The organism is Rahnella bruchi (assembly GCF_003614975.1).
Classification (GTDB): Bacteria; Pseudomonadota; Gammaproteobacteria; order Enterobacterales; family Enterobacteriaceae; genus Rahnella; species Rahnella bruchi.
Genome location: NZ_QZWI01000017.1, coordinates 23,701 through 42,342, shown reverse-complemented (window position 1 = coordinate 42,342; position 18,642 = coordinate 23,701). Strand labels below are relative to the sequence as shown.

The window sequence follows — 18,642 nt, the reverse complement described above, 5'->3', positions numbered from 1 at the left end:
GGGGAGAGCCAGACGCTGTCCCCTGAGCACGCATTTATACAGTATGCATAAGGAGCAATGATGAGTATTAAACGTTACGGAGTGGGCGGGAGTACGGGAACGGGCGGGCAGTCATTGCCGTTTGCCAAAGCCGTAGAGGCGGGCGGCTGGCTTTATGTTTCCGGGCAAACTCCGATGAAAGATGGCGAAGTGGTGGAAGGAGGCATTATCGAGCAGTCGCGCCTGGCTATCCAAAACTGCGTGGACATCATGGAGAGCGCTGGCTACACCCTGGCGGACGTGGTGCACGTGAAGGTATTCCTGACCGACGCGCGTTATTTCCAGTCCTTTAACAAAGTGTTCAGCGAGTTTTTTTCCGCCCATCCTCCGGCCCGTGTCTGCTGTGTTGCGGATCTGGTGGTGGATTGCAAAGTGGAAGTAGACCTGACCTGTTATAACGCTGAACGCGTGAAGTAATTAATCCGTGATCAGGCCGGATGCCCTCAGCGTGCATCCGGCTTACTAAAAGAGTTTTATAAAAAATACAGGTGCGCTACGAACGTGCCAATGGGCTTTCTTTGTCTTTTTTCAGAGAGCCATTGCAACTTTATTAATCTGGAAGTGAGCCATGAATAATTATTCTTTTCTTATTTGGTTTTCAATATATGCATGCGCCATGATCACACTGGGCTGGTATGTGTCACGTAATCAGAAAAATGGCGATGACTTTTTATTAGGCGGGCGTTCATTACCCTTAATTTTAACGCTGGGATCCACCGTAGGCACGATGGTCGGTACGGGATCCAGCGTCGGCGCGGTGGGCTTCGGTTACACCAACGGCTGGGCGGGTATGCTGTATGGTCTGGGCGGTGCGGTCGGTGTTCTGCTGCTGGCCTGGTTGTTTGCGCCGGTGCGTAAAATGCGTTTTATGACCATGAGCGAGGAGATCTCTTATTACACTGGCGGCAATAAAGTCATTAAGAATGTCGTGGCGATATTAATCTTTATTGCCTCTATTGGCTGGCTGGGAGCGCATATTCTTGGCGGCGGATTATATCTGTCCTGGGCAAGCGGAATAGATATTAATACGGCGAAAATTATTATTGCAGCAGCCTTTGTGGTTTACGTCGGTATTGGTGGATATTCCGCAGTGGTATGGATTGATACCGTGCAGTCGTTAATTCTGTTTATCGGTTTTATCCTGATGGCAGTGCTGGCGGTACATCACGTTGGCGGCTGGAGCCATATCCAGCAGGCCGTGGATCCGGCAAAACAAAGCCTGTTTGGAGTGGATAAGCTCGGCATCCTGCCTGCTTTTTCTCTGGCAATGGTCATTGGTGTCGGGGTGCTGGCCACGCCTTCCTACCGCCAGCGTATTTATTCTGCCAAAAACGTGGGCACGGTGCGTAAATCCTTTGTGATCACCGGTTTGCTCTATCTGGGGTTCTCCTTCCTGCCCGCGATCATTGGTATGGCCGCTTACACCATGAATCCGGCACTGGCAAACAGCGGCTTTGCCTTCCTGTTCGCCACTCAAGTTTTGCCACCGGTGCTGGGAATGGCGGTGCTGATTGCGGGAATGTCAGCCAACATGTCTTCGGGCAGTTCTGACGCAATTGCCGCGGTCTCTATCATGCTGCGTGATCTTTACACTCTGATCACCGGTCATATGCCTGCACCAGAAAAGGCGATCCGCATGTCGCGTATTTCCCTCGTGCTGGTGATCGGGCTGGCGCTGATCTTCGCGCTGACCTCCAACGACATCATCAGCTACATCACCAAAATGATTTCGATGGTTATGTCCGGCCTGTTTATCTGCTCAATACTGGGCCGGTTCTGGATACGTTTTAACTGGCAGGGCGCGATCGCTGCGTTGATTGGCGGCGCCGGGACCTCAATGGCGATGCTGGCAGACGACAGCTGGATGAGCTTTTGGGGTAACCCGGTGGTGCCGTCTGTGTTGATGAGTCTGGGCTGTGCGCTGGTCGTGACGGTGGTAACGCCGGCCAGCAAAATGAGCCGCGAAGAGGCACTGGAGATGATCACCCGCGAACGCGAAAGTCAGCCTGAGCCGGTACCGGTGCCGTTGGGCAAACGCGCGACCGGGAGCGCACGATGAGCGGAAATTATATTGCCGTTGACTGGGGTTCAACGCATCTGCGCGCCTGGTTATACCGGGACGGGCAGTGTGCGGATAGCCTGCAACTGCCTTATGGCGTCAGCCGGTTGGTGGATCAAACCGCCCATGAGGTGTTCACGCAATATATCCAGCCGTGGCGCGGTCAGGAAGTTCTTCCCGTGGTAATGGCAGGCATGGTCGGCAGCGATGCAGGCTGGCAAACGGTGCCTTATCTGGCTTGCCCGGTGTCGTTACAGACACTGAGCGCGCAACTCTTTGAGGTCGCCCCGCAGGTCTGGATTGTGCCGGGCCTGAATACGCCACACAACGTCATGCGCGGTGAAGAAACGCAGTTGCTCGGCGCGATGCAGCTGGCCCCTGACACCTGTTACGTTCTGCCCGGAACGCACAGCAAATGGGTGCAGGTGGCAGAGGGGGCCGTCAGCGGGTTCACCACAGCGATGACGGGGGAGCTGCATCACCTGCTGATGCAGCATTCCCTGATTGGCAGAGGTTTACCAACACAGCAAGACGATAACCGGGCGTTTCAGGCTGGCCTGCAACGCGGGCTGGAATCGCCTGCATTAGTGAACCGGCTGTTTGAAGCGCGTGCGCGGCGGGTGCTGGGGGAAGTGGCTCCGGGATCGGTCGGCGACTGGTTGTCCGGGCTGCTGATTGGTGCGGAAGTGGTGGCAATGCGCAGTGAATTATCCGTCAGTCAGGTCACTCTGGTCGGTAGTGAGTCGCTGTGCCGCCGTTACTGGCTGGCCTGTGAACAGGCGGGCATAACGGTGAATGAAATTGCGGGTGACACCGCTTTCCAGCAGGGAATAAGGAGCATTCTTGATGCAAGACGCTAAACTTTTGGTCGCGATTTTGCGCGGCATTTATCCTCACGAGGCCAGTGATCATGTCGGCGCGCTGATTGAAGAGGGCTTCCGCTACATTGAGATCCCGCTGAACTCGCCGGACTGGCAGAAAAGTATCGCTGAAATGGTCACGCGTTACGGCGACTCGGCGTGCATCGGCGCGGGAACGGTGCTGAAGGTAGAACAGGTCGATTTTCTGGCGACGATCGGGGCAAAGCTGGTGGTGACGCCGAATACGCAGCCTAAGGTGATCCGTCGGGCTGTCGATGCCGGAATGTGGGTTTGTGCCGGTTGCGCCACCGCTACCGAAGCGTTTACCGCGCTGGAAGCCGGGGCACAAGGGCTGAAGATTTTCCCCTCGGCGGCATTTGGTCCGGCGTACATTTCCGCCCTGAAAGCGGTGTTACCGCCGGAAGTCCCGGTGCTGGCGGTGGGGGGCGTCACGCCGGATAACCTGGCGGAATATTTACGTGCCGGTTGTGCCGGGGCAGGACTCGGCGGCGATCTGTATCGTGCCGGTCAGAATGTCGAAACCACCCGCCTTCAGGCGCGGCGGTTTATGGCCGCATGGCGCAGTTAAAAGCCCCGGAGCCCACGTCACCTCTTCCTAATCCCCCAACGGCTGGCGGTCCACGCCGCCGCGGTGGCCGTCAAGTGCCAGCTTGATGCGTCTCAGACGGTCTTTTGCCTGTGTTTTGTTGGCCATCGCCAGTTCGGTGGCCAGCACATCAATCATCGCCAGCATGGCGTAGCGTGAGGTACTTGGCTTAAAGATGTAGTCATTTTCCCGCACGATCAGCGGCAGCACGATGTCGGCATTGGCCGCCAGGGGTGAATCCTGCGTGGTAATGGCGATGACTTTGGCCCCGTACTGCCGGGCTATCGCCACACTCTCAATGATTTCCGTCGTGTAACCCCCCAGCGAGAGCGCAAGTACCACGTCGTTTGGCGCAACGGCTGAACACATCATGCGCACCAGCAGGCCATCGCTCTGGCTCACCACCGGCAGGCCAAGGCGGAACAGACGGTACTGGACTTCCTGAGCGCAAATCGTTGAGCCACCGCCCATCCCAATCGCCAGAATTTGCCGGGCATTACTGAGCCATCCGACCACTTTTTTGAGTGAATCCGGGTTAAGCGCGCGCCGGTTAATGTCCAGCACGTTAATGATTGTTTCGTAGATCCCCTGAACGCCGTCCAGATCCGGCACGTCCAGAATAAAACGCTGACCTACCGCCAGTGACTGCGCGAGTTTTACTTTCAGTTCACGCACGTCTTTGCAGCCGATAGCACGGGCAAAACGGGTGATCGACGCCTGGCTTGTCCCGGTAAGATGCGCCATTTCTGCAATCGGCAGCGTGGAGGCTAACTGCACGTCATCCAGAATAAATTGCGCGATACGCTTTTCCGTCGCGGTAAGCTCCACAAAGCGGTCGGTGATGCAGGAAATAATGTCGATGGAAAAGGCCATTGCGCGTCTCTGAACGGGTAAGTGAATAGCTGATACTTTGTACCATAAATACGCACGCAGGAGTATGGCGGCTGCCAGAAAGGGAAGATAGTGCTGCACGACCTGAAGCTTAAAGCTGAGCGAATATCTGCTCATAAAAAAATGCACCTTAGTCAGTTGGGGGGCCAACGTTTGGGGTGCAGTTCATGGAGGCGGTTTTTTTTCAGATAAGCGGACTGAGCTTTTGGTGTATTTCGCCCATACCTTTCATATCTTTTTCTGAGTAATACACGGTATTCAGCGCTTCAAACTGTTCAAGACGGGACAGGGCATCAAATGCCTTCGCAACATCCGTATGTGTATCAAATACCTCATCGGTACGGATTTTGTCTGTTCTGGCTGCTTTGATTTCTGATCTGAGTCTGAGGATTAATAACTCATTACTGGAATATAGATTCTCTAAATCGCCGGATGAAATTTTTGCTGTCACGTTTGCCGGTTGCTCTGTGGTGCGTACTGGATAAGAAAGCGCATTGATCGACTGAATCGTCTGCGCTTCGTGAGAGCTGCATCCTGTCAAAATAACTGCCAGCAAAATAATAGTTTTCTTCACGCTTATACCCGTCTGCTCTGTGAACTGTAATTCTGCGACGCATGTTAACAGGTCAAAATAAGGCGATTAAACCGCGGATTTGTTTAAATCCGGACGGATCAGGGGTTGTTTTGTACAGGGAATTTCGCTTTAAACAGGCTCTGATCGAAAGTCATCGGGAAAAAGACAAGAAAAAGCCCGTCAAGGGAAACGGGCGTTTTGAAAGTTACGAGGGGAACTCGTGAGGTATCTGTAGTTTGCTACAGAGACGTTCACTATACCCTACATGTGTGACGGAAATGTGTAGGAGAATTCTGCATGTACTCCAAAAGTGGTACCTTGATCACCTATTCCCCGTATTCCAGACAATAAAAAAGGCCCGCAGGCCTTTTTTATCCGGACGTTACCGGTCTACTTACGGCCGAGCAACAACCCGAGAACGACGCCGATGGCGCCTGCCGCGATCAAACCGGACAGTGGGTTTTCTTTGATCTTCTCCGCGACGTCAGAGACGACTTCACTGGCCTGAGCCGAGTATTTACGCGCTGCGCCTTTAATCTGGTGCTTAGGAGAATCAACAAAATCGCCAAATTGTTTCTGGGCTTCACCGGCAAGCTGGTTGCCCTTATCTTCGAGCTTATCTGCCAGATGGTTTGCATCTGCATCGATATCATGTGATGACATGGTTCTCTCCTTTTGTTAACCGACTTTAAGCCTAGTTGATAATTGACAGCTCAGGACATTATTCCGCTTATTCCTAAAAAATGCTGATTAAATGACCGGCATCAGATTGTCAGGGAATACAGCACCACCGGTTTATTACGGGGCCAGCTGCTGAAATCTATCTGGTCAGTAGCCGTGATTTCCCTGCCGCTGAGCAGATCCCGATAGGAACGGTGAGCCAGCGATTCTGGCAGCAACACCTGGATATCAAATCCGCCTTCAGACGGGTGAAAGCCCACCGTTTGCTCATCAAAGACCAGACGCGGTGCCGCGACGATCACGGCATCGCTCTTTTCCTGCCGCGCAAAGGCGATCACGTTTTTGGCGTGATCTCCCGCTGCGGTCAGTGGCACATAATCACCCAGCAAAAATAACGTGGGCTTTTGCTGACGATAGCGGGCAAGCACCGCAGCCACATGTTGTTTCAGCTGTCCGCTCGTCCAGGCGGCTTTGTTGTCCCACACCGGTTTTTCTCCCTGAACCAGCAGACGTTCCAGCTCACTGAAATCTGGCAAACGCCGGTTATCCGGATCCACCAGACTGTCATTAAGCAATTCACTGCCCTGATAAATATCCGGCACGCCAGGCGCCATCATTTTGATCACCGTCTGGGTCAGACTGTTCACCAGTCCGGCGCGGATAAAAGGCCGGAGTGCAGCGTAAAAATCGTTCAGAAAAACGTGATTGTCCGGTGAAACCAAATGACGGGTATAACCGAGCACAGCGTTTTCATAATCGTCATTACTGTCACCCCAGTTGGTGCGCAGTTTGGCTTCGCGCAGCGCTTTTTCAACGAAAAGCTGAAGTCTTTCATTGAGTTCACGTAACCCTTTTTTATCGTCCGGATGCAGTGTTGCCGGCCATGCACCGGCCAGCGCCTGATAGAGCATCCATGCGCCGGTCAGTTTCGGTGCCGGGCCATCGGGTAATGTGATGACTTTAGACTGATTCATCTGATGCCAGCGGGTGACATTTTCTGCCCAGAGCTCCGGCGCTTCGGTCAGGGTAAACAGTCTGGCGCGGGCATCTTCGCCGCGCTTGGTATCGTGAGTGGAGGTGGTGGAGAGGGCAGCCGGTTGTTCTTCGAGACGGCGAAGCATTTCCTGATGGAAGCGCTCGGGAGAGAATTTTCGCAGCAAAGGCTCGGCGCCCACTTCGTTCAGGGCGAGATCCATATGCTGGCGAAAGAACAGCGTGTCTTCCACGGATTTCGCCATCAGCGGCCCGGTCAGTTGCTGAAAACGGGTGCGGAACAGGCTGGCCTGAGCGGATACGGATGCCGTTGTCTGCGCAGAGAGAATGCGTGCCAGAAAATCGAGAATATCCGCAGGCACGTCGAGTGCTGAGGTATGTATCTTTTCGATAATCTGATGCAGCAGTGCAGTATCCTCCGCGGGTAATCCCTGCGCGGTGCCGTAGGTACGATAAACAGGGAAGGCGATCAGCAGTTCCCGCAGCGTGGCGCGCAGGGTATTGGCATCCCATGCGTGGTCTTCTTTATCCGCAATATCCAGCGCCAGCTGGCAGAGCGTGTTGAATTCCCCTTCGAAATTTTTCTCGACCATCATCAGTTTGGCGGCGCGTAACTCGTCGCGCATATCCACCGGCTTGCCGACGACGTTCTCATACAGATTGCGCAGCACCGCGATGTTTTCATCTTCGACCAGCACATCGGAAAGCGCGGCGATAAATTCATAACCGGTAGTGCCGGAAACCGGCCAGTCAGCGGGCAGCCGCTCGCCTTTACCGAGGATTTTCTCCACCGTGATGTAGCATTCCGCTCCGGCCTTTTCCCGCAGACGCTCAATATAGGCTTTCGGATCGGCAAGACCGTCCACATGATCGACCCGCAGTCCGCTCACCGCGCCGGAATGCACCAGTTCGAGGATTAACCGGTGCGTATCATCGAACACTGAATCCTCTTCCACCCGCACCCCTGCGAGGCCGGTGATTTCAAAAAATCGCCGGTAAGAGAGTTCGCGTGGCGCATCCCGCCATGACATCAGCCGGTAGGGCTGGCGCTCATGTAATTCAGCTAACGCAGCGCTATCCATTGTGGTTTCACCGTTGGGATACGTGTCTGGCGCAAGGGGATAGAATGTGTCGAAATAGGCAAACGCAGGCAGGCCGGTTTTCGGATCCGGCTTCAGGGTGATTTCCCCTTTTTCCAGCACCTCTTCAAACGTATCGCCAAGAAATGGCAGGGTGAGGCGCTGTGACCAGTCGATGTCAAAATGCCGCGCGTAACGGCTTTTTTCGCCATGCTCAATGACGTCGCGCCACCACGGGTTTTCCAGTGACGCGGCCATGTGATTGGGAACAATATCCAGAATCAGTCCCATCCCTGCCGCGCTCAGTGCCTGTGACAGGCGGTCAAACCCTTCTCTGCCTCCCAATGTCGGGTCGATTTCGTTGGCATCGGTAATATCGTAACCGTGCGTAGAATCTGAGGTCGCGGTAAAAACCGGCGAGGCATATAAGTGACTGATCCCGAGCCGTTGCAAATAAGGGATAAGTGCCGCTGCTTGGTCAAAGTCCATGCCATCGCGGAACTGAATTCGGTAGGTCGCGGCGGGTATGTTCACATTTATTCTCCCCAGGAAAGACGGGCGATGATCGAAACTGGCTCTGACTTTCCTGTCGCTTCTGGCCAGGCAAACAGCGTATCACCCGGTTGTTCCGGCAGTGGCTGCGCGGTTTCCCCGAGATTGAAGGCCAGAGAAAGGGTGCCTTTGGGGAAAGTCCAGGTGACGGCGAGAACGTCCCCTGAGGCCTGCACTATTTTGCCGACATTGCCCTGCGGCGGAGTGAGCAACGGCACAACATATTCCCGGCGCAGAGTGAGCAAGGTTCGGATGAGTGCCAGATTGTCTGCACCTTCAGGGCTGACGGCCTTCTGCCAGTCAAGTTTAGACCTTTCGAAAGTCTTAGCTGCGTTAGGGTCGGGTACGCTCTCATTGCCATATCCACTATGGCCTTCAAATTCCCGCGCACGTCCTTCGCGAACGGCTTTCGCCAGTTCCCCTTCAAAATCGGTGAAAAACAGAAACGGGTGGGTTTCGCCATACTCTTCACCCATAAACAGCAGCGGGATATGGGGCGAAAGCAGTAGTGCGGCGAGCAGGATGCGTGTTTTGCGCTCACCGGCCAGCGTAATAAGCCGTTCGCCCTGCGCGCGGTTACCAATCTGATCGTGGTTTTGAATGAAATCTACAAAGGCGACCGGCGGCTGACCGTTGCTCTTTTCCCCGCGAGGTTTGCCGCTTTGTGAAGAAATCTCGCCCTGATAGGCGAACCCTTCGGCAAACGCGCGGGCGGCCATGCCAATGGGGTCAGCGGCAAAATCCTGATAATAAGCGTGCGTTTCACCGGTGCTGAGAACGTGGATGGCATTATGTAAATCGTCATTCCATTCGGCGGTGAACAGCGGAGCCTCGCCTTCCGGCGTGCGCGGATGCAAAAAGGTAATATTGCGGCTGTCTTCGGTGGTCAGATGGATGGGACGATCGGTGATTTCAGTACGGATCCGCCGGGCGATTTCCGGCAGGATGTGCGGTTCGGTGGCATCTTTCATCTGATCGACGGCGTCAAAACGCAGCCCGTCGAGGTGATACTCTTTCAGCCAGTAAAGCGGCGCTTCCAGAATATACTGACGGGCGCCTTCCTGGTCATAGGCGATGCCTGCGCCCCAGGCCGTCTGGCGTACCGGATCAAAGAACTGCGGTGCCAGCAAAGGCAGATAGTTGCCTTCCGGGCCAAAGTGGTTGAGCACGATATCCAGCACCACGGAAATGCCGTGGCCGTGCGCCGCATCGACAAACGCTTTGAAATCATCTGGGGTGCCGTATGCGCAATGCGGTGCGTACAGCAAAACGCCGTCATATCCCCAGCCGCGTTTGCCACCAAACTGCGCCAGCGGCAGCACTTCAATCATGGTGATGCCGGTTTCGGCGAGGTAAGGCAGTTTTCCCATGGCTGCCCGGAACGTTCCCTGCGGGGTAAATGTCCCGATATGCAGTTCATAAATCACCGATTCTTCCCACGGACGTCCTGCCCAGTCAGCATTTTGCCACTGATAGCTTTCTGATGACGTGACAAGCGATGGGCCGCTGACGTCCGCCTGCTGGCTACGCGAAGCGGGATCAGGTACCGCCATGCCGTCGGCCAGTACAAACTGGTACGGCTCACCGGCAGACACACGGGTCGCCACCACCTCGAACCAGCCGTTTCCCGTGGCGGGCATTTCTGCCTCCTCACCGGAGAGCCGTAATGTCATTTTCTCCTGACCCGGAGCCCAGACCCGAAAGTGAACCGTACCGGCGGCAATGAAATTAGCCCCCCAGCTGGTGGTGAATGCGCTGAAATGCATCTCTTTACCTCGCATAAAAATGGGCGATGAAACGGTCAGTTAGCAAACGAATAATAATCATAGACGAGGATGAAGGAGTCGGGGGCTCGGCGGACAACTTGCCGGATAGCTGGCCCCGGTTATGGCCGGGGCGTTAACGGAAAATATCCGGCTGAAATCAGGATGAGGAGGTGAAAAATACGATGGAAATAACGAAAGAGACGACAGTCCCGATGAGCAACATGCATTTGCTCGGCGTGAAGAACTTCTTGTTCTGATTGGCTTTATAAGCCTTGATTAATAACCACAGCATCACTATGCCAATGATAATAAATATAATGCCACCTGAGAGACCTGCGACGGGAGCCATATAAGTATCCTTCTCATCGGTAAAACCTGAATTATAGCTCAGCCTCAGAGAAGCGTTTTAAGGTTGATACAGCGTTAGAAATGGGTATCGGCGTCAATGAAGCCACGGCGAGAACAAAGCTTAACGGATTCGCACAACGCAATGGCTGGAGTGCATTACCGGCAATTAAGAATGGCAAACTCTTCGGCATTTATCAGGGCGCATCGCGCACACTGGTTGATTTTACGATGGTACAGTTTATTGCTAAATCCCTTTATCCTGACTTATTTAAGGATATTGATCCTGTGAAGAACTATCACGATTATTATAAAAAATATCTGCCCGTCACGCCGGTGGGAACTTTTGCTTTGTCGGCCAGCGGTGAGCAACAGTGATTATGCCTGTTTGCTGATAACTGCTCGTTGCTGTTAATCGCGCCTGGCGATACGTTGCAGCGACAGGGACATTATGCAGACGCACCCTGAAACCAGCGGGTGCGTCTGAGTCTTTTTTATGGCTGCGGCTGCGTAAACATTTTCACCAGGCTTTGCGGGGAGTCAGCGCCGAATAAGGTCACTAAAAGTTCCTGAGTTTCCACGGCAACTTTGGCGGTGCGCGGGAACAGCTGCTTTTCGTATTCGCGGATAGCGGCGTTTAAGTCGTCCGGATTTGCGGCAATGGCTTTACCCAGTTGTGCACCATCAAACAGGGCGAGATTTGCCCCTTCACCATTCGGTGCCATCAGATGTGCCGCATCGCCAATCAGGGTGACGCCGGGAACATGCTGCCACTCGTGCCCGTAAGGCAGTGAGTAAACCGGGCGGAAAGCAGGGGCGGTATCACTTTCTGTTATCAGCGATAGCAGTTCCGGCGCCCATCCTGCAAATTCGGCGGCCACTTCAGCGAGCGCAACAGCCGGGGAGCGGCGACCGATGCTCTCCACCCAGTCAGCAGATTTGTTCAGCGACACGTACATATGCAACACGCCATGAGGTTCCCGGTGCGCCAGAATGCCTTTTCCGGGAGCCACTGCAAACATCGAACCGCCGCCGTCAATCTGAGCGCCCGCAGTATGCTGGTTATCGGCATCATGCAGCCCGATTTCGACGTAGACATTCCCGGTGCAGGCCGGATGAGCGTCAGAAACCAGCGGGCGAACTTTTGACCACGCGCCGTCCGCGCCAACCAGTAATCCGGCGGTGATCTCTGACCCATTTGCAAATTTGATCAGATGCTGTCCGGCACCGGTAGCTGTTGCAGACGCCACTTTGTACCCCCACTGAACGGTTCCGGCGGGCAGGGATCCCAGCAGGATACGGCGCAGTTCTCCACGCAGTACTTCCGGGCGGTTGCCGGTTCCGTCATCCTCTTCGGCAAAAAGCAGCGCGCCGTTTTTGTCGTAGACTTTTGTGGCTTCACCGCCTGCATGAATAAGCCGGGTGAATTCTTCGTATAACCCGGCGTCCTTCAGCGCCAGCTGTCCGTTGTAATCATGAATATCCAACATCCCGCCCTGAGAACGTGCCTCTGCCGAGTCATCTGCTTCATAAACCGTCGCCGCGATGCCGTGAACATGCAGCACTCTGGCGAGGACTAATCCGCCAAGCCCTGCGCCGATAATCGTGATGGGTTGAGTCATTTTGTTTCCTTAAGAATGTTGAACAGGCGGGAATGTCGCCTGAGTTGATATATCAACATGCTTATCCTTTTGAGTTGATATGTCAACCTCATGTGATAAACTGTGTCTATGAAAACAGAAAAATTAACCGATCAGGAACTCATGGCGTGGCGGGGTTTTCGCCGGATGGCAGAAGTGATTTCATCCAAAATTGCCAGCGAGTTACAGAAAGCGACCGGCATTTCCGGGCAGGATTTTGCCATCCTGGCTCTGCTGAAAGCGACCCGCCTCGGAGAGCTCAGGCAGCGTGACATTCAGCAGTTTCTTGGCTGGGACAAAAGCCGCCTGTCACATCAGCTGAGCAGGATGGAGACCCGCGCCGTCGTGACCCGTGAAAACCGGTCGGGGCAGGTCGTGATGGTTTGCATAACCGAAGAGGGCATCAGGCAAATAACTGAGGCAGAACCGCTACATGCCGCCGCAGTCAGACAATATTTTCTGAAATTCCTGACCACAGAGGATACCGCCGTGCTGACGGATATCACCGGCAAACTGCGCAAGGGGAATGAGCCTGACGCCACTTATGAGGATTTTCAGTAAGTGAGGGCGGGAATGAGCGCTGCTTTATACTTTCATTGCTGATTCATATAAAAATGTAATCCGTCAACAACTGCATTCCCATTCTTCTGGCGGCATCAAGGTAAACTTTTGCTGAGCAAGATATATTACCGGCTTGTTGTATTTTGGATGCCCAGGGAATGTACGAATTTAATCTGATCTTGCTGCTGTTACAGCAAATGTGTGTGTTTTTGGTGATCGCCTGGCTGATGAGTAAAACGCGGTTATTTATTCCGCTGGTTCAGGTCACCGTGCGCCTGCCGCACAAGCTGTTGTGCTATATCACGTTTTCCATTTTTTGTATTATGGGCACCTATTTCGGGCTGCATATCGAAGACTCGATTGCCAATACCCGGGCGATCGGCGCGGTGATGGGCGGATTACTCGGCGGGCCGGTGGTCGGCGGATTAGTCGGTTTGACCGGCGGGATCCACCGTTATTCGATGGGCGGCATGACGGCGCTGAGCTGTATGATGTCAACCATCGCCGAGGGATTAATCGGCGGTCTGGTTCACAGCGTTTTAATTAAGCGTGGCCGCATCGATAAACTGTTTAATCCGCTGGTGGCGGCTGGCGTGACGTTTGTCGCCGAAATGCTGCAAATGCTGATCATCCTGCTTATTGCCCGTCCGTTTAACGATGCGCTAAATCTGGTCGGCAGTATTGCCGCGCCAATGATGGTGACAAACACCCTCGGCGCGGCGATGTTTATGCGCATCTTGTTGGATAAGCGGGCGATGTTTGAAAAATATACCTCGGCGTTTTCGGCGACAGCGCTGAAAGTGGCGGCTTCAACAGAAGGTATTTTGAGGCGCGGTTTTAACGAAGAGAACAGCATGAAAGTGGCGCAGGTGCTGCTGAAAGAGCTGGATATCGGTGCTGTGGCGATTACCGATCGCGAGAAATTACTGGCCTTTACCGGTATCGGTGACGATCACCATCTGGTCGGCAAACCTATTGCTTCTGAATATACCTGGCGCGCCATTGAGAACGATGAGGTGGTGTACGCCGACGGCAACGAGCTGCCTTACCGCTGTTCGCTGCATCCCAACTGCAAGCTGGGCTCGACGCTGGTGATCCCGCTGCGCGGTGAGAATCAGCGGGTGATCGGCACCATCAAATTATACGAAGTCCGCAACCGGCTGTTCAGTTCCATCAACCGCACGCTGGGCGAGGGCATTGCCCAGCTGCTGTCGGCCCAGATCCTCGCCGGTAAGTTTGAACAACAAAAAGCGCTGCTGGCGCAGGCTGAAATCAAACTTTTGCACGCGCAGGTGAATCCGCATTTTCTGTTTAACGCCCTTAACACCCTGATGGCGGTGATCCGCCATGACAGCGATAAGGCCGGGCAACTGGTGCAGTATCTCTCGACGTTCTTTCGCAAAAATCTCAAACGCTCTTCCGAGGCCGTCACGCTGGCGGACGAGCTTGAGCATGTGAATGCCTATCTGCAAATCGAACTGGCAAGATTTCCGACGCAGCTGAAGGTGGATTTGCAGGTTCCTGAGGCCTTTTCCGGTCAGAGTTTACCTGCGTTTACCCTGCAACCGCTGGTGGAAAACGCCATCAAACACGGAACTTCTCAGCTGCTGAGCAATGGCAATATTGTGATCCGTGCTTACAGTGAGGGTCAGATGGTGATTGTTGAAGTGGAAGATAACGCCGGGCTATACCAGCCGGAAGAGAGCAGTGACGGACTGGGTATGAGTCTGGTGGATAAGCGTTTACGGGCGCGATTTGGTGATGATTACGGGATTACTGTCATCTGTCAGCCTGATGATTTTACCCGGGTTACTCTTCGTCTGCCGTCCGAGGGAGCAATATGTTACGAGTTCTGATTATCGATGATGAGCCGCTGGCGCTGGAGAACTTGCGCCTGCTGCTTGAGGATGAAAGCGACATTGAAATTGTCGGTGAATGTAATAACGCCATTGAAGCTATCGGCATGATCCATAAAATCCGCCCCGAGATTGTGTTTCTGGATATTCAAATGCCGCGTATCAGCGGACTGGAAATGGTCGGTATGCTGGATCAAGAACATCGCCCGCATATCGTATTTCTTACCGCCTTTGAGGAGTACGCGGTGCAGGCGTTTGAGCAGTGCGCGTTTGATTATCTGCTTAAACCGATCCAGACTGCGCGGCTACAGAAAACCCTGGCGAGGTTACGTCTTGGTTATCAGGAAAAGGATATTTCCCTGCTGCCGCAATTTCAGCAGCCGCTGAAGTTTATTCCCTGCCTCAGCAGTAACCGTATCTGGTTACTGCAAATGGAAGATGTGGCCTATGTCAGCAGCCGGATTGGCGGGGTGTACGTGACCGGGCAGGATGGCAAAGAGACCTTCACGGAACTGACATTGCGCACGCTGGAAGTCCGCACACCGCTGTTACGTTGTCACCGGCAGTATCTGGTGAATATGGATTATCTGAAGGAAATCCGCCTTGAGGATAAGAATCAGGCGGAACTTTTACTGCGCGATGGACAGATTGTGCCGGTCAGCCGCCGGTATCTGAAATCGTTAAAAGAGACGGTGGGGTTGTAATCCCCGCCGGTTTTTTCAGACTGAGCTGACGGGGCGCAGCCGGGCAAAGGCACTGCGGATTTCGGTTTCAGGCAACTTCGTGCCGATAAACACTAACGCGCTGCGCGGTGTTTCGTCCAGTTGCCACGGGCGGTCCCAGTCAGCACTGTACAGCCGCTGCACGCCCTGAAACAGCAGGCGGCATGGCTGGTCTTCTATCCACAACATCCCTTTGTAGCGCATCAGATTGTCGGCAAAACTGGCCAGCAGTTCTTCCATCACTTTCGATATTGCCGTCAGCGCCACCGGATAATCCAGTTCCACCACAATCGAGGAAACGGTGTTTTGCTCCGTCGCAACGCGATGGAACAGCGGTCTGGCGGCGACCACATTTTCTTCCAGCATAAACCCGCGGGTATCAAACAGCAGCGCCGGATCGATATCGCCCTGCACCATTTTATATACCGGTGCGCGGGCATTAATGCGTTGCAGCCGTTCCGTCAGTGCCGGGCATTCACCGGACACATCCGTTTTGGTCAGCAGAATGCGATCGGCATACCCAATCTGCGACTGCGCCAGCGGGAACTGATCCAGCTGTGACATGGCATGAACGGCATCCACCAGCGTGATAACGCCGTCTAAAATATAACGTTCACAGATAACCTCATGGGCGAAAAACGCCTGGAGGATCGGGCCGGGATCGGCCATGCCGGTGCATTCAATCATCAGCCGGTCAAACTGCACATCGCCTTTATCCACGCTGTCGAGCAAATCCAGCAGCGCGGCTTCCAGTTCGCCCGAACGGGTGCAACAGATACAACCGTTGGACAGCGTAGTGATACGCGTGGCGCGGTCGCCAATCAGCTGGTTATCGATTGGCATCTCGCCAAATTCATTCTCAATGACCGCAATTTTTATCTCTTGCTGCGTATGCAGAATCTGGCGCAAAAGCGTAGTTTTCCCGGCACCCAAAAAACCGGTTAATACTGTGACTGCAATCGGTGTCATGGTTCATTCCTCTTCATAGGCCGCATCCTCTAGCAACAACGCATTCCACCTTTACCGTCCCCGCCGTACCGTGCCTGCTGACGTTCGCGGAAAAACTCCTCGTAGGTCATCGGCGTGGTGTCCGGGTGGTTAGTTTGTATATGCAGAACGTAGGTGTCGTAATCCGGTATGCCCACCAGCATACGTGCGGCCTGACCGAGATATTTCTTCGCCGCACCTAAGTTGTCAAACATACGTACTCCTCTGAATCTGTGTGGAAAAGCCCAGCGTATGCAGGGCTTTCAGGCGAACGGTTAGTGACCGGAGACGGTTTTTATTCCTTCTGCCGGAACCGGCACGTAAGGGGTTTCGTTATCGGTGCGGTTGTCGGTTTTACGAGCCTGAAGGCAGGCACGGATCCCGTAAAAAATGATGCTGTACACCACAATCAGGAACAAAATACTCAGCCCGGCGTTGGTGTAGTTGTTGATAACAATATGATGCATATTGCTGATTTGTTCCGGTGTCAGGTTCTCGCCGCCAGCAGAAATGCGTTCTTTGTACTGACCGGCCATGTAGAAGAAGCCTTCCATCTGCGCATTGGTGCTGAACAGTTTCAGACCCAGCGCCCAGGTGGTGCAAATCAGCAACCAGATGGCAGGCACCATCGTGACCCAGATGTACTTGGTGCGTTTCATCTTGACCAGAACCACAGTGGCGAGGATAAGCGCCACGGCAGCCAGCATCTGGTTTGAAATCCCGAACAGCGGCCACAGGCTTTTCACGCCGCCCAGCGGATCGACCACGCCCTGATACAGCAGATACCCCCACAGGCCGACACAACCGGCGGTGCCGATAATCCCGGCGACCAGCGAATCGGTTTTCTTCAGGAACGGCACAAAGTTACCCAGCAAATCCTGCAACATAAATCGGCCGGAACGCGTCCCGGCATCCAGTGCGGTCAGGATAAACAGTGCTTCAAACAGAATACCGAAGTGATACCAGAAGCCCATATCCGCCAGCGGCATGATCTTATGGAACACATGTGCAATCCCGACAGCCAGCGTTGGTGCGCCACCCGCACGGTTCAGCACTGACGGCTCACCGATGTCTTTCGCGGTCTGCATAATCTGTTCAGGCGAAATCACAAATCCCCATGAACTGACGGTCGCCGCCGCATGCGCCGTGACATCTTTCAGCTGCGCCAGGATCATCGGTGCATTTTCGCCCCCCAGTTCGTGCAGGTTTGGCATGGTGATGCCTAGCCCGGCTGGCGGGGTATTCATCGCAAAGTACAGACCCGGCTCGATGATGGATGCTGCAACCAGCGCCATCACCGCCACAAAGGATTCCATCAGCATCGCGCCGTAACCGATAAACCGCGCATCGGTTTCGCAGGCCAGCAGTTTAGGTGTGGTACCGGAGGCAATCAGCGCATGGAACCCGGAAACCGCCCCGCAGGCAATGGTAATAAACAGGAACGGGAACAGCGCGCCTTTCCACAACGGCCCCGTGCCGTCGATGTACTGCGTCAGCGCAGGCATTTTCAGCTCAGGATTGAGGATAACGATCCCGATCGCCAGCCCGACAATCACGCCGATTTTCAGGAAGGTCGCCAGATAGTCACGCGGTGCCAGAATCAGCCAGACCGGCAGCAGGGCGGAGACAAACGCATAGCCAATCAACGTAAAGGTGATGGTGGTGTCTTTGAACGTCAGCGCCGGACCCCAGTACGGATCGCGGGCGATCACGCCACCGAAATAGATGGCAGCGACCAGCAGGATAACGCCAATGACCGAGATTTCACCCACGCGCCCTGGCCGGATAAAGCGCATGTAGATGCCCATAAACAGCGCAATCGGCACCGTTGAGCACACGGTAAACACGCCCCACGGGCTTTCCGCCAGCGCTTTCACCACGATGAGTGCCAGCACCGCCAGAATAATAATCATGATCAGGAAGCAACCGAACAGCGCGATAGTCCCCGGCACCGGCCCCATTTCTTCTTTGATCATCTCGCCCAGAGACGCGCCGTTACGGCGTGAAGAGATGAACAGCACCATGAAGTCCTGCACCGCACCGGCCAGAACCACACCGGCCAGCAGCCACAGCACGCCCGGCAGATACCCCATCTGCGCGGCGAGCACCGGACCGACTAACGGACCGGCACCGGCGATGGCGGCAAAATGATGGCCGAACAGCACGTTGCGGTTGGTCGGCACGTAGTTCAGACCGTCATTGTTGATCACCGCTGGCGTCGCGCGCGAAGGGTCAAGTTTCATGACCTTTTGCGCGATATACAGGCTGTAATAGCGGTAAGCCACCAGATAAACCGAAACAGACGCCACGACTATCCATAAGGCGCTGATGTTTTCACCCCGCCGCAGGGCGACGACGCCCAGACAGCACGCACCGAGGAGGGCCACAATCATCCACGGTATATGCCTGAGTAATGTTTTTTTATTCATA

17 protein-coding genes and 1 pseudogene are annotated in these 18,642 nt (G+C 54.4%); 8 read left to right on the top strand and 10 right to left on the bottom strand.

The window, feature by feature from the left end:
• Positions 1-60: 60 nt before the first annotated feature.
• The 4 genes from D5398_RS21490 to D5398_RS21475 all read left to right on the top strand — a co-directional run bounded on the left by D5398_RS21490 (position 61) and on the right by D5398_RS21475 (position 3,547).
• Positions 61-456, top strand: coding sequence for a RidA family protein (locus D5398_RS21490; RefSeq protein WP_120509449.1), 396 nt, complete (start codon positions 61-63; stop codon positions 454-456).
• Between the two features lie 151 nt (positions 457-607).
• A complete protein-coding gene (locus D5398_RS21485) occupies positions 608-2,098 on the top strand; it encodes a sodium:solute symporter family protein (RefSeq protein WP_120509448.1) in 1,491 nt (496 codons plus the stop codon).
• Entirely contained in the window at positions 2,095-2,958 is an 864-nt protein-coding gene (locus D5398_RS21480) for a 2-dehydro-3-deoxygalactonokinase (RefSeq protein WP_120509447.1), read from the top strand. The genes D5398_RS21485 and D5398_RS21480 overlap by 4 nt, the downstream gene beginning before the upstream one ends.
• Entirely contained in the window at positions 2,945-3,547 is a 603-nt protein-coding gene (locus tag D5398_RS21475) for a 2-dehydro-3-deoxy-6-phosphogalactonate aldolase (protein ID WP_120509446.1), read from the top strand. Before D5398_RS21480 ends, D5398_RS21475 begins: the two co-directional genes overlap by 14 nt.
• A gap of 27 nt (positions 3,548-3,574) precedes the next feature.
• Here the strand turns inward: D5398_RS21475 and D5398_RS21470 are convergent, their stop codons facing one another.
• The 6 genes from D5398_RS21470 to D5398_RS21445 all read right to left on the bottom strand — a co-directional run bounded on the left by D5398_RS21470 (position 3,575) and on the right by D5398_RS21445 (position 10,450).
• Positions 3,575-4,438, bottom strand: a complete 864-nt coding sequence (locus tag D5398_RS21470; protein WP_120509445.1) for a MurR/RpiR family transcriptional regulator — start codon at positions 4,436-4,438, stop codon at positions 3,575-3,577.
• Positions 4,439-4,640: 202 nt separating this feature from the next.
• On the bottom strand, positions 4,641-5,030 hold the full coding sequence (locus tag D5398_RS21465) for a hypothetical protein (RefSeq protein WP_120509444.1): 390 nt from the start codon (positions 5,028-5,030) through the stop codon (positions 4,641-4,643).
• Positions 5,031-5,420: 390 nt separating this feature from the next.
• Positions 5,421-5,693 carry an ElaB/YgaM/YqjD family protein gene (locus D5398_RS21460; protein ID WP_120133298.1) on the bottom strand — a complete coding sequence of 91 codons (273 nt, stop codon included), beginning with the start codon at positions 5,691-5,693 and terminating at the stop codon, positions 5,421-5,423.
• Positions 5,694-5,794: 101 nt separating this feature from the next.
• Positions 5,795-8,317 carry a malto-oligosyltrehalose synthase gene (treY, locus tag D5398_RS21455; RefSeq protein ID WP_120509443.1) on the bottom strand — a complete coding sequence of 841 codons (2,523 nt, stop codon included), beginning with the start codon at positions 8,315-8,317 and terminating at the stop codon, positions 5,795-5,797.
• 2 nt (positions 8,318-8,319) lie between these two features.
• Positions 8,320-10,101, bottom strand: coding sequence for a malto-oligosyltrehalose trehalohydrolase (gene treZ, locus D5398_RS21450; protein WP_120509442.1), 1,782 nt, complete (start codon positions 10,099-10,101; stop codon positions 8,320-8,322).
• Between the two features lie 157 nt (positions 10,102-10,258).
• Positions 10,259-10,450: a hypothetical protein gene (locus D5398_RS21445; RefSeq protein WP_120509441.1), complete on the bottom strand. Its 192-nt coding sequence runs from the start codon at positions 10,448-10,450 to the stop codon at positions 10,259-10,261.
• 59 nt (positions 10,451-10,509) lie between these two features.
• Between D5398_RS21445 and D5398_RS21440 the strand changes: the two are divergent.
• Positions 10,510-10,824, top strand: a pseudogene (locus D5398_RS21440) (ABC transporter substrate-binding protein); the annotation flags it as partial.
• A gap of 116 nt (positions 10,825-10,940) precedes the next feature.
• Here the strand turns inward: D5398_RS21440 and D5398_RS21435 are convergent.
• Positions 10,941-12,068 (bottom strand): FAD-dependent oxidoreductase, encoded by a 1,128-nt coding sequence (locus tag D5398_RS21435; protein ID WP_120509440.1) that lies wholly within the window; start codon positions 12,066-12,068, stop codon positions 10,941-10,943.
• A gap of 108 nt (positions 12,069-12,176) precedes the next feature.
• On the opposite strand from D5398_RS21435, the gene D5398_RS21430 reads away from it, so the two are divergent.
• The 3 genes from D5398_RS21430 to btsR all read left to right on the top strand — a co-directional run bounded on the left by D5398_RS21430 (position 12,177) and on the right by btsR (position 15,207).
• The gene (locus tag D5398_RS21430) at positions 12,177-12,647 is read left to right on the top strand and encodes a MarR family winged helix-turn-helix transcriptional regulator (RefSeq protein ID WP_120509439.1); all 471 of its coding nucleotides are present in this window, start codon (positions 12,177-12,179) and stop codon (positions 12,645-12,647) included.
• 158 nt (positions 12,648-12,805) lie between these two features.
• Positions 12,806-14,503: a sensor histidine kinase gene (locus D5398_RS21425; RefSeq protein WP_120509438.1), complete on the top strand. Its 1,698-nt coding sequence runs from the start codon at positions 12,806-12,808 to the stop codon at positions 14,501-14,503.
• Positions 14,488-15,207, top strand: coding sequence for a two-component system response regulator BtsR (btsR, locus tag D5398_RS21420; RefSeq protein WP_120509437.1), 720 nt, complete (start codon positions 14,488-14,490; stop codon positions 15,205-15,207). The genes D5398_RS21425 and btsR overlap by 16 nt, the downstream gene beginning before the upstream one ends.
• A 15-nt stretch (positions 15,208-15,222) precedes the next feature.
• Here the strand turns inward: btsR and yjiA are convergent, their stop codons facing one another.
• The 3 genes from yjiA to D5398_RS21405 are packed head-to-tail and all read right to left on the bottom strand — an operon-like array spanning position 15,223 to position 18,641.
• The gene (gene yjiA, locus D5398_RS21415) at positions 15,223-16,194 is read right to left on the bottom strand and encodes a GTPase (protein ID WP_120509436.1); all 972 of its coding nucleotides are present in this window, start codon (positions 16,192-16,194) and stop codon (positions 15,223-15,225) included.
• Positions 16,195-16,223: 29 nt separating this feature from the next.
• The gene (locus D5398_RS21410; protein WP_120133308.1) at positions 16,224-16,427 is read right to left on the bottom strand and encodes a YbdD/YjiX family protein; all 204 of its coding nucleotides are present in this window, start codon (positions 16,425-16,427) and stop codon (positions 16,224-16,226) included.
• A 60-nt stretch (positions 16,428-16,487) separates the two neighbouring features.
• On the bottom strand, positions 16,488-18,641 hold the full coding sequence (locus D5398_RS21405) for a carbon starvation CstA family protein (RefSeq protein WP_120509435.1): 2,154 nt from the start codon (positions 18,639-18,641) through the stop codon (positions 16,488-16,490).
• Position 18,642 lies beyond the last annotated feature (1 nt).